The sequence below is a fragment of the Streptomyces sp. NPDC006872 genome (assembly GCF_040635845.1).
Classification (GTDB): Bacteria; Actinomycetota; Actinomycetes; order Streptomycetales; family Streptomycetaceae; genus Streptomyces.
Genome location: NZ_JBEYIL010000014.1, coordinates 101,574 through 115,262 on the forward strand (window position 1 = coordinate 101,574; position 13,689 = coordinate 115,262).

Here is a 13,689-nt window from a genome sequence, read left to right on the forward strand (position 1 = left end):
AGCCGCCCCGAGGGGCGGCTCCGCGCGACGGAGGGCTACGCGTCCAGGGAGGTCATCACGTGCTTGATGCGGGTGTAGTCGTCGAAGCCGTAGCCCGACAGGTCCTTGCCGTAGCCGGACTTCTTGAAGCCGCCGTGGGGCATCTCGGCGACCAGCGGGATGTGGGTGTTGATCCACACGCAGCCGAAGTCGAGCTTCTTGGACATCCGCATCGCGCGCCCGTGGTCCTTGGTCCACACCGAGGAGGCGAGGGCGTACTCGACGCCGTTGGCCCACTCCACCGCCTGCTCCTCGTCCGTGAAGGACTGGACGGTGATGACCGGTCCGAAGACCTCGTGCTGGATGATCTCGTCGTCCTGCTTCAGACCGGAGACGACGGTCGCCGCGTAGAAGTAGCCCTGCTCGCCGACGCGCCGGCCGCCCGCCTCGACCTTGGCGTGCGCGGGCAGCCGCTCGATGAAGCCGCTGACCTGCTTGAGCTGGTTGGGGTTGTTGAGCGGGCCGTAGAGCACGTCCTCGTCGTCCGGCTGACCGGTCTTCGTCTCGGCCGCGGCCTTCGCCAGCGCCGCCACGAACTCGTCGTGGATCGACTCCTGGACGAGCACGCGCGTGGCCGCCGTGCAGTCCTGGCCGGCGTTGAAGTAGCCCGCCACGGAGATGTCCTCGACGGCCTTGGCGATGTCGGTGTCCTCGAAGACGACGACCGGCGCCTTGCCGCCCAGCTCGAGGTGGACGCGCTTGAGGTCCTTCGACGCCGACTCGGCGACCGACATGCCGGCGCGCACCGAACCGGTGATGGAGGCCATCGCCGGGGTCGGGTGCTCGACCATCAGCCGGCCGGTGTCACGGTCGCCGGTGACGACGTTGAAGACGCCCTTGGGCAGGATCGAGCCGATGATGTCGGCGATCAGGACGGTCGAGGCCGGGGTGGTGTCCGAGGGCTTCAGGACGACCGTGTTGCCGGCCGCGATCGCCGGGGCGAACTTCCACACGGCCATCATCATCGGGTAGTTCCACGGCGCGACCTGCGCACAGACGCCGACCGGCTCGCGGCGGACGATGGACGTCATCCCCTCCATGTACTCGCCGGCCGAGCGCCCCTCCAGCATCCGGGCCGCGCCCGCGAAGAAGCGGATCTGGTCGACCATGGGAGGGATCTCCTCGGAGCGGGTCAGCCCGATCGGCTTGCCCGTGTTCTCCACCTCGGCCGCGATGAGCTCCTCGGCCCGCTCCTCGAACGCGTCCGCGATCTTCAGCAGGGCCTTCTGCCGCTCGGCCGGGGTCGTGTCGCGCCAGCCCGGGAAGGCCGCCGCGGCGGCCGCCATCGCGGCGTCGACGTCCGACGGGCCGGACAGCGGCGCGGTCGCGTACGCCACGCCCGTCGCGGGGTTGACCACCTCGGTGGTCCGTCCGTCGACGGCGTCCCGGAACTCACCGTCGATGTAGTTGCGCAGGCGACGCAGCTCGCTGCTCACTGACCGGCCCTCCAAGTGCGTGTCCATTGGCTGAGACACCCACACTAATCCGCGCACCGACGTTTTCAACACCCCCGATCGCATGATGGCTGCGGAATCCGCAGATCTCACTCACGTAAACAACGAATTTCATCGCATCAACCTTGCGGAACTGTCGAGACGTCGTGCAGAGTGAGGCCGTGGCCAGTCGAAGCGCAGAGCACAGGGACTCCCGCGAGTCCAGGAACGGCAGCACCCCGCACCTCGATGCCGTCAGCCTTGCCATCATCGAGCAGCTCCAGGAGGACGGCCGTCGGCCGTACGCCGCGATCGGCAAGGCGGTCGGCCTCTCCGAGGCGGCCGTGCGCCAGCGCGTCCAGAAGCTGCTCGACCAGGGCGTGATGCAGATCGTCGCCGTCACGGACCCGCTGACCGTGGGCTTCCGCCGGCAGGCGATGGTCGGGATCAACGTCGAGGGCGATGTCGAGTCCATAGCCGAGGCGCTGACCGCCATGCCGGAGGTCGAGTACGTGGTGATGACCGCGGGCTCGTTCGACGTCCTCGCCGAGATCGTCTGCGAGGACGACGACCATCTGCTGGACGTGATCAACAAACGCATCCGCGCCCTGTCCGGCGTGCGCTCGACCGAGAGCTTCGTCTATCTGAAGCTGAAGAAGCAGACCTACATGTGGGGAACCCGATAACCGTGAGGACCCGATAACCGTGAGCTCAAAGGACCTCAGCCGCACCGCGTACGACCACCTGTGGATGCACTTCACCCGCATGTCCTCGTACGAGAACTCCCCGGTCCCGACGATCGTCCGGGGCGAGGGCACCTACATCTACGACGACAAGGGCAAGCGCTACCTCGACGGACTCGCGGGTCTGTTCGTGGTCCAGGCCGGCCACGGCCGCGTGGAGCTCGCCGAGGCGGCCTTCAAGCAGGCGCAGGAGCTCGCGTTCTTCCCGGTGTGGTCCTACGCCCACCCCAAGGCCGTCGAGCTGGCGGAACGTCTCGCCCACCACGCGCCCGGCGACCTCAACAAGGTCTTCTTCACCACCGGCGGCGGCGAGGCCGTCGAGACCGCCTGGAAGCTGGCCAAGCAGTACTTCAAGCTGGTCGGCAAGCCCACCAAGTACAAGGTCATCTCCCGCGCGGTCGCCTACCACGGCACCCCGCAGGGCGCCCTGTCCATCACCGGCCTGCCGGCCCTGAAGGCCCCCTTCGAGCCGCTCGTCCCGGGCGCGCACAAGGTGCCCAACACCAACATCTACCGCGCCCCGATCCACGGCGACGACCCCGAGGCCTTCGGCCGCTGGGCCGCCGACCAGATCGAGCAGCAGATCCTCTTCGAGGGCCCGGACACCGTCGCCGCGGTCTTCCTGGAGCCGGTGCAGAACGCGGGCGGCTGCTTCCCGCCCCCGCCCGGCTACTTCCAGCGGGTGCGCGAGATCTGCGACCAGTACGACGTGCTGCTCGTGTCGGACGAGGTCATCTGCGCCTTCGGCCGCCTCGGCACGATGTTCGCCTGCGACAAGTTCGACTACGTCCCGGACATGATCACCTGCGCCAAGGGCATGACCTCGGGCTACTCCCCGATCGGCGCCTGCATCATCAGCGACCGGCTGGCCGAGCCCTTCTACCAGGGCGACAACACCTTCCTGCACGGCTACACCTTCGGCGGCCACCCGGTGTCCGCGGCCGTGGGCCTGGCCAACCTCGACCTGTTCGAGCGCGAGGGCCTCAACCAGCACGTCCTGGACAACGAGGGCGCGTTCCTCTCCACGCTCCAGAAGCTGCACGACCTGCCGATCGTCGGCGACGTCCGCGGCAACGGCTTCTTCTACGGCATCGAACTGGTCAAGGACAAGGCGACGAAGGAGTCCTTCGACGCGGACGAGACCGAGCGCGTCCTGTACGGCTTCCTCTCCAAGGCGCTGTACGACAACGGCCTGTACTGCCGTGCCGACGACCGCGGCGACCCGGTCGTCCAGCTCGCCCCGCCGCTGATCTCGAACCAGGAGACGTTCGACGAGATCGAGCAGATCCTGCGCGCGACGCTGACGGAGGCGTGGACGAAGCTGTGACCGACAGCCTGATCAGCTGACCCTGTGATCAACACCGGCCCCGGCGTCTGCCGTTCGAGTGAGAAACGGCGGCCCGGGGCCGTGTGCTGTGCGGATGCCCGCCGCGACCTCCTTAGCGTGCTCGTGACCGATCGGCCCTGCCTTCGTTCCCCCTTCACTCCCCCGGACGGGGGAACGGCCAGGGATAAAACGGATCTGAACCGAGGTGTACGCCCATGGAGGCCCCGCCGGACAACGACGTGCTCTGGGCACGCTCCCTGCACTTCACGCACCCCGACGGCTCCCCCGGTCTCGGCGGGGTCTCCCTGGGAGTGCGGGAGGGCGAGATCCTCGCCGTCAGCGGACCGCGCGGCAGCGGCAAGACGACCCTGCTGCACTGTCTGTCCGGCCTGGTGCCCGCCCAGAGCGGCGAGGTCTGGTTCAACAGCGTCCCCGTGCACACCATGGGCCCGATGGCCCGCGAACGGCTGCGCCGCGACCGCTTCGGCTGGATCGACCCGGCGCCGGTGCTCGTGCCCGAGCTCAACGTCTGGGAGAACGCGGCCCTCCCCCTGATGCTGCGCGGCACCAGCCGCCGCCGGGCCAAGGTCGCCGCGCTGGAGTGGCTGGAGCGCCTGGACATCGGCGAGCGCTCCCGCAGCCGCCCGCACGAACTCACCCACGCCGAACGCCAGCGGGTCTGCATCACCCGCGCCCTGGCCCCGGCCCCCTCGATCCTCTTCGCCGACGAGCCCACGGCCCCCCTGCACCGCGCGGACCGGGCGCACGTCCTGCGCACCCTGACCACGGCGGCCCGCTCCCACGGCATCACGGTGGTACTGGCCACCCACGACGCGGAGACCGCGGCCCTCGCCGACCGCACGGTGCCGCTGCTGGACGGGCGCCGGGTCAAGACGGTCCATCTGCCCCCGGTGACGGAGCCGGAAGGCCGGGGGGCCGCGTGCTCGCTCTCCGTCTGACCCGCAGCGCCCACCCCGCCGTCCAGCTCCGCCGCCTGCTGGTGGCGACGGCCTCGGCGGGCACCGGCTTCCTCCTCCTGTGCACCCTCGGCCACGCCCTGACCCACCCGGACACCACGGCGGCCTCCACGCTCCGGCTGGCCTGGTGCGCCGTCCCCCTCGCCGCGACGGTCTACTTCGCCCTGGCCGTGGCCCGCACCGACCCCGGCACCCGCCCCCGGCCGGGCCTCGCGGCGGTCGGCCTGGGCCCGGCCCGCCTGATGGCCGTCTCGGCGACGACGACGGCCCTGTCGACGCTGCTCGGCTCCATGCTGGCCCTCCTCCTCTTCCTCCACCTCCGCGGCGACCTCACGGGCATGCCGTTCGACGGAGCGGCAGCCGAGTTCCTGGCCGCGCACCAACCGCTTCCGCTGCCCGCCGCCCTCACCCTGCTGGCCCTGGTACCGGCGGCCTCGTCCGTCGCGGTGGCGTTGATGCTCCGCCCGCGGGACGCACGCGTGGCGGCCCAGGCGGCCCCGCGCGTGTTCGGCCGGTTCGGAGCGCGCGGACCGACGGGGTCGAGGGAGAGGTTCGGGGCGTACGGCAGGTTCGGCGCGCGGCTGAAGAGCAGCGCGCCCCGCCCCCCGGCCCCGGCCGACGACGCCCTGCCCGCCCCGGAGCCCGAAGCCGCCCCGAGCCCCGCCCCGGACCTTCCCCTCGACCTCACCCCCACCCCCAACCCCACCGCCCTCCCCTGGGGTGCGGCCCTGCTGGCCACGGGTCTGGCGGTGGAGGGCTATGCGAGCCGCGCCGCCGCCGACGGTGCCCTGCCGCTCCCCGGCGGCCTCCCGAGCGGCCCCGCCGGCGTCCTCCTCGGCTGGATCCTCACCGCCGTCGGCCTCGCCCTCGCCGGCCCCGGCCTCACCCATCTGTGCGGCCGGCTGCTGCAGGCGGCCCGCCCCGGCGCCCTCCGGCTCCTCGCGGGCCGGGGCCTGATGCAGGAGGCGTCCCGCATCGGCCGCCCGTTGGGCGTGGTCTGCGCGGTGGCCTCCGGCGCGTACACGATGGCCGCGCTGTACGACCCGGCCGACCCGTCCTTCGGCCCGCTCACCACCCTCGGCGCGCTGGTCGTGGCGGGCTCCACCGTCGCCACGCTGCTGACGGCGGCCGTGGAGGCGAGGCAGGCCCGCGCCGACACCACCGCCGCGCTGCTCCGCCTCGGTGCCCCGGCCAAGACGCTGCGCAGCGCCGCCGCGATGCGCACCGGCGCCCTGCTGGCGCTGTTCGTCCCGCTCACCCTCGTCGTGGCCGAACTCGCGGCGCTCCCCCTGACCCGCTGAAGTCCCGGCCGACCCACTGAAGTCCCGGCCGACCCGCTGAGATCCCGGCAGACCCGCTGAGATCCCGGCCGAAAAGATCTCCCGCCCACCGATGAGTCCGGCGCGGCCCCCGGGTCTACCCCACCGAACAGCACACGCCGGCCCGCACCGGCACCACGAACCCCCAGGGAGAGACGCGATGACCGCCCCGGCCTACCAGCAGATGATCTTCGTCAACCTGCCCGTGAACGACCTCGCCGCCTCGAAGAAGTTCTTCACGGAGCTCGGCTACACGATCAACCCGCAGTTCAGCGACGACAACGCGGCCTCCGTGGTGATCAGCGACACGATCGTCGCGATGCTGCTCGTCAAGCCGTTCTACTCGACCTTCACCGGGAAGGAGATCGCGGACGCCACGAAGACCAGCGAGGTCCTGATCGCGCTGAGCGCCGAGAGCCGCGCGAAGGTCGACGAACTCGTCGACAGGGCGCTCGCGCTGGGCGGCTCGCCGAGCGGCGAGACCCAGGACATGGGCTTCATGTACGGCCGCTCCTTCGACGACCTCGACGGCCACACCTGGGAGGTCGTCTGGATGGACCCGTCGGCCGTGCAGGGCTGAACCCCCGTTCGCACGGCAGTGCCTAGCATGGGCGGGTGCATCCGACGACACCCGCCCAGCCGTTCGACGGCTCCCACGACCGTGAGATCGAGTCCCTCGCCGAGTTCGACGAGGTGGTCCGCGACCACGGCACCCTCTCCCACTTCCGCGTCCAGTCGGTCGACCTGACGGACCGTACCGAGGTCCTCCTCGCCCTGGACACCACGGCCGCCGTCTTCCTCGGCTGCCCGATGCACCCGGACGCGGCCGCGAAGTCCCGGGCTTCGGGGGCCCTCGTGCTCCCGCCCGTGCCGGGTCTGTCCTTCGACCCGTACCGCGGCTTCGTCTACACCCCCGACGAGCTGTTCGCCGACCTGGTCGCGGGCTACGAGGCGACACCGGACGCCCGCACCTACGCCTGGTTCCAGCAGACCAAGGCGGACGGCGACATATTCGGCTCCATGCTCCGCTCGATCCACGACGACGCCGTGTCGGACGCCCTCGACGAACTCCTCGTCGGGGCCCGGGTGGTGGGTGTGATGGGCGGTCATGCGATGGCGCGCGGCACGGAGGCGTACGCCGGCGCGGCCCGCCTCGGCCGTGAACTCGCCCGCGCAGGGCTCACGGTGGCGACCGGCGGCGGACCCGGCGCGATGGAGGCGGCCAACCTCGGCGCGTACGCGGCCCCCTTCGACGACGAGATGCTCGCCGAGTCCCTCCGACGCCTCGCCAAGGCGCCGAAGTTCACCCCCTCGATCACCGATTGGGCCCGGGCCGCCTTCGAGGTGCGCGACGACTGGCCCGGCGGCGGCCCCTCGGTGGGCATCCCCACCTGGTTCTACGGCCATGAGCCGCCGAACCCGTTCGCCGCGCACATCGCCAAGTACTTCTCCAACGCCACGCGGGAGGACGGCCTGCTGGCCCGCTGCACCGCGGGCGTGGTGTTCCTGCCGGGCGCCGCCGGAACCGTCCAGGAGATCTTCGACAACACGACGCCCAACTACTACGAGTCGCGGGGCGAGCCGACGCCGATGGTGCTCGTGGACCGCGCGCACTGGACCGAACGCCTGCCGGCCTGGCCGCTCTTGCGGTCACTCGCCCGGGAGCGGGCGATGGAGTCCCGTATCGCCCTCGTTGACCGGATCGAGGAGGCTCCGGAGGCGCTGAAACGTCTCGGTGGTTAATAAGCGGGCAAAGGCAACCGCTCAGAGGGGTCGCCACATTGACACTTCTTATGGAACGCTTATAGACCTGTGAGTCTGCTGGGGATGGTGACGCACCCCGCTCACCGGGGGCGCCATCTCCCCCTCCACCCCCCGCAGTTGCGCTTCCCGTAAAGGACAAACGTGTCCATATCCCGCCGTACCGCCGCCCGTTCGGTGCGCATGCTCGGCGTCACCGCCGCCTCCGCCGCCCTCGCGCTCAGTGCCTCCGGCACCGCGCTGGCCTGCGAGATCGGTGACTTCTCCGCCGCCGCCGGCTGTGATGGCACCAAGGGCGTCATCACCGTGACCGACAAGGACGCCACGGGCGTCGAGGCCAAGGTCACGGTCTTCCTCGAGAACAACAACGCCGACGTCCGCCAGGTCGGCGCCGAGCAGATCGTCAAGGGCTCCGCCGAGGGCACCACCATCACCTTCGCCGAGGACTGGGAGCCGGGCGCGGTCTACCGTGTCCACATCGAGGCCCCGACCGCCAAGAAGCCGGTCAGCGCGGACATCTCCCCCAACCTGACCACCCCGTCCAAGGCCTGCAAGGCCGACGACACCTCCACCCCGACCACCACCCCGTCCTCGACGCCGTCGGACACTGTTCCGCCGCCCGCCGAGACCGTCACCGCTTCGCCGTCCCCGTCGGACTCGGCGAGCGAGAGCTCCGCACCCCCGGTCTCCGCGGGCAACGTCCCGTCGGCCGCGGCCCAGGAGTCCAACCTCGCCGAGACCGGCGCGGGCTCCAACACCGGTCTGATCGTCGGCATTGCGGCCGCGCTGGTCGCCGTCGGCGGCGGCGCGGTGTTCTTCGGCATGCGTCGCCGTGGGGCCAGCCACCGCTGACCTCCACCACCGACCGAACGTGAGTGGCCCGTCCCCGACCGGGGCGGGCCACCCGCTTGTCCCGGCCGCTCAGCCGAACTCGGTCCAGACCGTAGGGGGGCGGCGCGTCAGTCCAGCACGACGATTTCGGCCGTGTCGAAGGACGCCTCCACCGTGCTCCCGACCTCCGGCGCGTCCCGCAGCGCGCACGCCGCCTCCAGCTTCGGTGCGCCCTCCGGCTGGAGGTGCACAGCGACATGCGTGCCCCGGAAAGTGCGCGCGGCGACCGTGCAGCGCAGTCCCTCGTCCACACCCACCAGGCGCACTCCGGCGGGCCGGACCAGCAAGGTGCGCGCCCCCTGCGCCGACCCGGCCGGCACCGGCACCTTGCCCCACGGCGTGACGGCCACCTCGCCGGTGACGGTCGCCTCCACCACGTTGTCGAAGCCGAGGAAGCGGGCCACGAACGCGTCCGCCGGCCGCTGCCAGACCTCAAGAGGAGTGCCGGACTGGGCGATCCGGCCGTCCCGCATCACCACGACCCGGTCGGCGAGCGCGAACGCCTCGCCCTGGTCGTGGGTGACCGCGAGCACGGTCGTGCCCAACCGGCCGAAGAGCTCCCGCAGTTCGACGACCAGCCGCTCCCGCAGCGACCGGTCGAGCTGCCCGAGCGGCTCGTCGAGCATCAGCAGCCGGGGACGCGGCGCGAGGGCCCGGGCCAGCGCCACCCGCTGCTGCTCCCCGCCGGAGAGCGCGGCCACGGCCCGCCCCGCGGCCCCCGGCAGCCCCACGAGTTCGAGCAACTCCCGCACCCGCTCGCCCTGTCGGGCCTTGGGCATGCCGTGCATCCGCAGCCCGAAGGCCACGTTGCCGCCCACGTCCCGCTGCGGGAACAGCTGATGGTCCTGGAACATCAGCCCGAGCTCCCGCCGATGCGCGGGCACCCCCGCCTGATCGCTCCCGCCGAGCGACACCCGCCCGGAGTCCAGTGGTTGAAGCCCGGCCACCGCCCGCAGCAGCGTCGACTTGCCGCTCCCGCTCGGCCCCAGCACACACACCACCTCGTGCTCGGCGACGGCGAGATCGACGGCGTCCAGGACGGCCCGCCCACCGAACCGCACGGTCGCGCCCTCAAGTTCGAGAAGCGGCATCAGAACTCCCCCGTCCGATCGGTCCGCAGCCGCTCCAGCACCAGCAGGGCCACCGCGCACACCACCATGAGAATCGTCGAAAGGGCCATCGCCTGGCCGTAGTTGAGCTCACCGGCCCGCCCGAGCAGCCGCGCCACGGCGACCGGCAGCGTCGGGTTGTCGGGCCGGGCGATGAACACGGTCGCGCCGAACTCCCCCAGCGACACCGCGAAGGCGAACCCGGCGGCGACCAGCAGCGCCCGCCGCACCATCGGCAGGTCCACCTCCCGCCACACCCGCCAGGGCGACGCCCCGAGCACGGCCGCCGCCTCCCGCAGCCGCCGGTCCACCGCCCGCAGCACGGGCAGCATCGTCCGTACGACGAAGGGCACGCCGACCAGCGCCTGCGCGAGCGGCACCAGGATCCAGCTGGCGCGCAGGTCCAGCGGAGGCTCGTCGAGCGCGATCAGGAACCCGAAGCCGACGGTCACCGCGGAGACGCCCAGCGGCAGCATCAGCAGCGCGTCGAAGCCCCGCATCAGCCGTCCGGCGTCCCGGCGGGTGAGGGCGGCCGCGGCGAGCCCGCCGACCAGCACCGCGATCCCGGTCGCGGCGAGGGCGTACTCCAGCGAGTTGCCGATCGCCTCGATCGGCGGGACCAGGAAGACATTGCCGTCGTCGCTGGTCAGCGCCCGGTAGTAGGCGAAGTCGGGTGCGTCGAACGACCGCTGCACCAGCACCGCGAGCGGGAGCACGAGCAGCACGGCGATGCTCGCGAGCACCCCCGCCAGCAGCGACCACTGCCCGGCCCCGCGCGGCCGCCGCGCCGTCCCGGCCGCGTCCACCAGCCGCAGCGCGCTCTCCCGCCGTCGCACGGCCCGGGCGTGCACGGCGAGGACCGCGCCGACGGCCGCGAACTGGACGATCGTGAGGACGGCGGCCGTGGACAGGTCGAAGATCTCGGAGGTCTGCCGGTAGATCTCCACCTCAAGGGTCGAGAAGGTCGGGCCGCCGAGGATCTGCACCACACCGAAGGAGGTGAAGGTGAAGAGGAAGACCATCAGCGCGGCTGCCGCGACGGCGGGCCCGAGGGCGGGCAGGGTCACCGTGCGCCAGGCGCGCAGCCGGGACGCGCCCAGCATCCGCGCCGCCTCCTCCTGCCCGGGGTCGAGCTGCGCCCACAGCCCGCCCACGGTCCGTACGACGACCGCGTAGTTGAAGAAGACGTGCGCGAGCAGGATCGCCCACACGGTGGTGTCCAGCCGTACGCCCCACAGCTCGTCGAGCAGCCCGCCGCGCCCGACGAGCGCCAGGAACGCCGTGCCGACGACGACCGTCGGCAGCACGAACGGGACGGTGACCACGGCGCGCAGCACCTGCTTGCCCGGGAAGTCCAGACGGGCGAACACATACGCGCCCGGCAGCGCGACCAGCAGCGTGAGCACGGTGGAGGCGAGCGCCTGCCAGGTGGTGAACCACAGCACATGCCGGACGTCGGACTGGGCGAGCACGTCCCACAGCCGCCCGAACCGCCAGATCCCCTCGACGTGGAGCCCCCGGGCCACGATCGCGGCGACCGGGTAGGCGAAGAACACCGCGAAGAACGCGACGGGCAGGGCCATGAGCCCGAGCCGGGCCGCCGCGCTCCCCTTGGCGCCGCTGCCCTTCCTGCGGGCTGCTTCGGCTACTTCAGTACGAGCGAGGTCCATGACTTGACCCAGTCGTCGCGGTGTTCGGCGATCTTCGCCGGGGCGAGGGTCTCGGGGTCCTTCGCCTGCGGCCCGTACTGCGTGAACTCCGCCGGAACCTGCGCGCCCGTCCGCACCGGGTAGACGAACATGTTGAGCGGCATGTCCTCCTGGAACTCCTTGCCGATCAGGAAGTCGATCAGCGCCTTGCCGCCCTTGCTGTTGTGCGCGTTGCTCAGCAGCCCCGCGAACTCGACCTGCCGGAAGCAGGTGCCGGCCGCGACCCCGGTCGGGGCGGTGGTCGGCTTGGGGTCGCCGTAGATCACCTCGGCGGGCGGCGAGGAGGCGTACGAGACGACGAGCGGCCGGTCGGCCCCCGCCTTCTTGCCGCCGGCGGACCCGGAGAACTCCTCGTTGTAGGCCTGCTCCCAGCCGTCGACGACCTTGACGCCGTTGGCCTTGAGCTTCGTCCAGTACCCCTCCCAGCCTCCGTCCCCGTACTTCGCGGCCGTGCCGAGCAGGAAGCCGAGTCCGGGCGAGGAAGTGGACGCGTTCTCGGTGACGAGGAGGTTCTTGTAGGCGGGCTTGATCAGGTCGTCGAAGGAGGCCGGCGGGGTCAGCTTGTGCTCGGTGAAGTACGCCTTGTCGTAGTTGACGCAGATGTCGCCGAAGTCGATCGGCGTGACCCGGTGCTTCTCGGCGTCCAGCTGGAACGCGCCGCCGACCTGGTCCAGCCCCTTCGCCTCGTACGGCTGGAACAGCCCGTTGTCGAGCGCGCGTGAGAGCAGGGTGTTGTCGACGCCGAAGAAGACGTCGCCCTGCGGGTTGTCCTTGGTGAGGACGGCCTTGTTGACGGCCTGCCCGGCGTCGCCGTCCTTGAGGACCTTGACCCGGTAGCCGGAGGTCTTCTCGAAGTCGGCGAGCACGCTCTTGGACACGGCCCATGAGTCATGGCTGACGAGGGTGACGGTCTTGGACTGCGCCGACACTCCCTCGCCGCCGTCGCCGTCCGTGGGTCCGCATGCGGACAGCGTGGACAGCGCGACCAGGCCGAGCCCGACGGCCACGGCCATGAAGGTCTTGTTGTGCACTGGTTTTCCTCCTGGGGTTGGCCAGGAAGAGACGCGGCCCTGCCCGGGTGTCCGCGCGGGACATCCGGGCAGGGCGCAACAGCTCGAGTGATGACCGAACTTCCTACCCAGAATGACCTGGGCGAGGTTCAGAGGGTCTGCGGCCTGGATGCCGCACTCTCAGCGCTGTGGCGCTCCCCTGTCGGAATATGAAGATGTGTTTGGCTTAAAGACTACCGCTCGGTGGCCGCGAGCTGACCGCAGGCCCCGTCGATCTCCTGACCACGGGTGTCCCGGACGGTGACGGGCACCCCGTGCGAGGCGATCGCCTCGACGAACGCCTTCTCGTCCTCGGGCCGCGAGGCCGTCCACTTCGAGCCCGGCGTCGGGTTGAGCGGGATGAGGTTGACGTGCACCGGCTTGCCGCGGAGCAGCCGTCCGAGCCGGTCACCACGCCAGGCCTGGTCGTTGATGTCCCGGATCAGCGCGTACTCGATGGACAGCCGGCGCCCGGACCGCTCGGTGTACTCGAACCCGGCGTCCAGCACCTCGCGCACCTTCCACCGCGTGTTCACGGGGACCAGGGTGTCGCGCAGTTCGTCGTCGGGCGCGTGCAGGGAGATCGCGAGCCGGCACTTGAAGCCCTCGTCGGAGAACCGGTGGATGGCCGGCACGAGCCCGACCGTCGACACGGTGATGCCCCGCTGCGAGAGCCCGAGCCCGTCGGGGGCCGGGTCGGTGAGCGCACGGATCGAGCCGACGACCCGCTTGTAGTTGGCGAGGGGCTCGCCCATGCCCATGAACACGATGTTGGACAGCCGGGCCGGACCGCCCGGGACCTCGCCGTCCCGCAGCGCCCGCATGCCGTCCACGATCTGATGGACGATCTCGGCGGTGGACAGGTTCCGGTCCAGCCCCGCCTGCCCGGTCGCGCAGAACGGGCAGTTCATCCCGCATCCGGCCTGCGAGCTGATGCACATCGTCACCCGGTCCGGGTAGCGCATCAGCACCGACTCCACGAGGGTGCCGTCGAACAGCCGCCACAGGGTCTTACGGGTGGTCCCCTGGTCCGTCGACAGATGCCGGACGACCGACATCAGGTCCGGCAGCAGCGCCTCGCGCAGCTTCTCGCGCGAACCGGCGGGGATGTCGGTCCACTCCGCCGGGTCGTGCGCGTAGCGCGCGAAGTAGTGCTGGGACAGCTGCTTGGCACGGAACGGCTTCTCACCGATCTCCGCCACGACCTCCTTCCGCTCGGCGGGCGAGAGGTCGGCAAGGTGCCGCGGCGGCTTCTGGGCTCCGCGGGGGGCGACGAAAGTGAGTTCTCCGGGCTTAGGCATAGCCGTACCAGTGTCGCAGATCGAATCGTGT

12 protein-coding genes and 1 riboswitch are annotated in these 13,689 nt (G+C 71.2%); of the genes, 7 read left to right on the forward strand and 5 right to left on the reverse strand.

Annotation, left to right across the window (positions count from 1 at the left end; translation table 11 throughout):
* Positions 1-35: 35 nt before the first annotated feature.
* On the reverse strand, positions 36-1,475 hold the full coding sequence (locus tag ABZ725_RS35035; protein WP_358806485.1) for a gamma-aminobutyraldehyde dehydrogenase: 1,440 nt from the start codon (positions 1,473-1,475) through the stop codon (positions 36-38).
* Positions 1,476-1,639: 164 nt separating this feature from the next.
* On the opposite strand from ABZ725_RS35035, the gene ABZ725_RS35040 reads away from it, so the two are divergent.
* The 7 genes from ABZ725_RS35040 (at position 1,640) to ABZ725_RS35070 (ending at position 8,451) form a co-directional block, all read left to right on the forward strand.
* Positions 1,640-2,158 carry an Lrp/AsnC family transcriptional regulator gene (locus ABZ725_RS35040; RefSeq protein WP_358806486.1) on the forward strand — a complete coding sequence of 173 codons (519 nt, stop codon included), beginning with the start codon at positions 1,640-1,642 and terminating at the stop codon, positions 2,156-2,158.
* Between the two features lie 19 nt (positions 2,159-2,177).
* The gene (locus ABZ725_RS35045; protein WP_351919575.1) at positions 2,178-3,542 is read left to right on the forward strand and encodes an aspartate aminotransferase family protein; all 1,365 of its coding nucleotides are present in this window, start codon (positions 2,178-2,180) and stop codon (positions 3,540-3,542) included.
* A gap of 215 nt (positions 3,543-3,757) precedes the next feature.
* Positions 3,758-4,501 carry an ATP-binding cassette domain-containing protein gene (locus tag ABZ725_RS35050; RefSeq protein ID WP_358806487.1) on the forward strand — a complete coding sequence of 248 codons (744 nt, stop codon included), beginning with the start codon at positions 3,758-3,760 and terminating at the stop codon, positions 4,499-4,501.
* Positions 4,483-5,820 (forward strand): hypothetical protein, encoded by a 1,338-nt coding sequence (locus ABZ725_RS35055; protein ID WP_358806488.1) that lies wholly within the window; start codon positions 4,483-4,485, stop codon positions 5,818-5,820. Before ABZ725_RS35050 ends, ABZ725_RS35055 begins: the two co-directional genes overlap by 19 nt.
* 178 nt (positions 5,821-5,998) lie before the next feature.
* Complete coding sequence (locus ABZ725_RS35060) at positions 5,999-6,418, forward strand: VOC family protein (RefSeq protein ID WP_358806489.1); 420 nt, start codon at positions 5,999-6,001, stop codon at positions 6,416-6,418.
* A 35-nt stretch (positions 6,419-6,453) separates the two neighbouring features.
* Positions 6,454-7,581 carry a Rossmann fold nucleotide-binding protein gene (locus ABZ725_RS35065; RefSeq protein ID WP_358806490.1) on the forward strand — a complete coding sequence of 376 codons (1,128 nt, stop codon included), beginning with the start codon at positions 6,454-6,456 and terminating at the stop codon, positions 7,579-7,581.
* Positions 7,582-7,743: 162 nt separating this feature from the next.
* Complete coding sequence (locus ABZ725_RS35070; protein ID WP_358806491.1) at positions 7,744-8,451, forward strand: LAETG motif-containing sortase-dependent surface protein; 708 nt, start codon at positions 7,744-7,746, stop codon at positions 8,449-8,451.
* Between the two features lie 107 nt (positions 8,452-8,558).
* Here the strand turns inward: ABZ725_RS35070 and ABZ725_RS35075 are convergent, their stop codons facing one another.
* The 4 genes from ABZ725_RS35075 to rlmN form a co-directional block, all read right to left on the reverse strand.
* The gene (locus ABZ725_RS35075) at positions 8,559-9,581 is read right to left on the reverse strand and encodes an ABC transporter ATP-binding protein (protein ID WP_358806492.1); all 1,023 of its coding nucleotides are present in this window, start codon (positions 9,579-9,581) and stop codon (positions 8,559-8,561) included.
* Positions 9,581-11,269, reverse strand: a complete 1,689-nt coding sequence (locus tag ABZ725_RS35080) for an iron ABC transporter permease (protein ID WP_358806493.1) — start codon at positions 11,267-11,269, stop codon at positions 9,581-9,583. Before ABZ725_RS35080 ends, ABZ725_RS35075 begins: the two co-directional genes overlap by 1 nt.
* Positions 11,245-12,339: a thiamine ABC transporter substrate-binding protein gene (locus tag ABZ725_RS35085; protein ID WP_358806494.1), complete on the reverse strand. Its 1,095-nt coding sequence runs from the start codon at positions 12,337-12,339 to the stop codon at positions 11,245-11,247. Before ABZ725_RS35085 ends, ABZ725_RS35080 begins: the two co-directional genes overlap by 25 nt.
* A gap of 82 nt (positions 12,340-12,421) precedes the next feature.
* Positions 12,422-12,529, reverse strand: a riboswitch (TPP riboswitch).
* 22 nt (positions 12,530-12,551) lie between these two features.
* Complete coding sequence (gene rlmN / locus ABZ725_RS35090) at positions 12,552-13,658, reverse strand: 23S rRNA (adenine(2503)-C(2))-methyltransferase RlmN (RefSeq protein WP_351919558.1); 1,107 nt, start codon at positions 13,656-13,658, stop codon at positions 12,552-12,554.
* Positions 13,659-13,689: the final 31 nt, after the last annotated feature.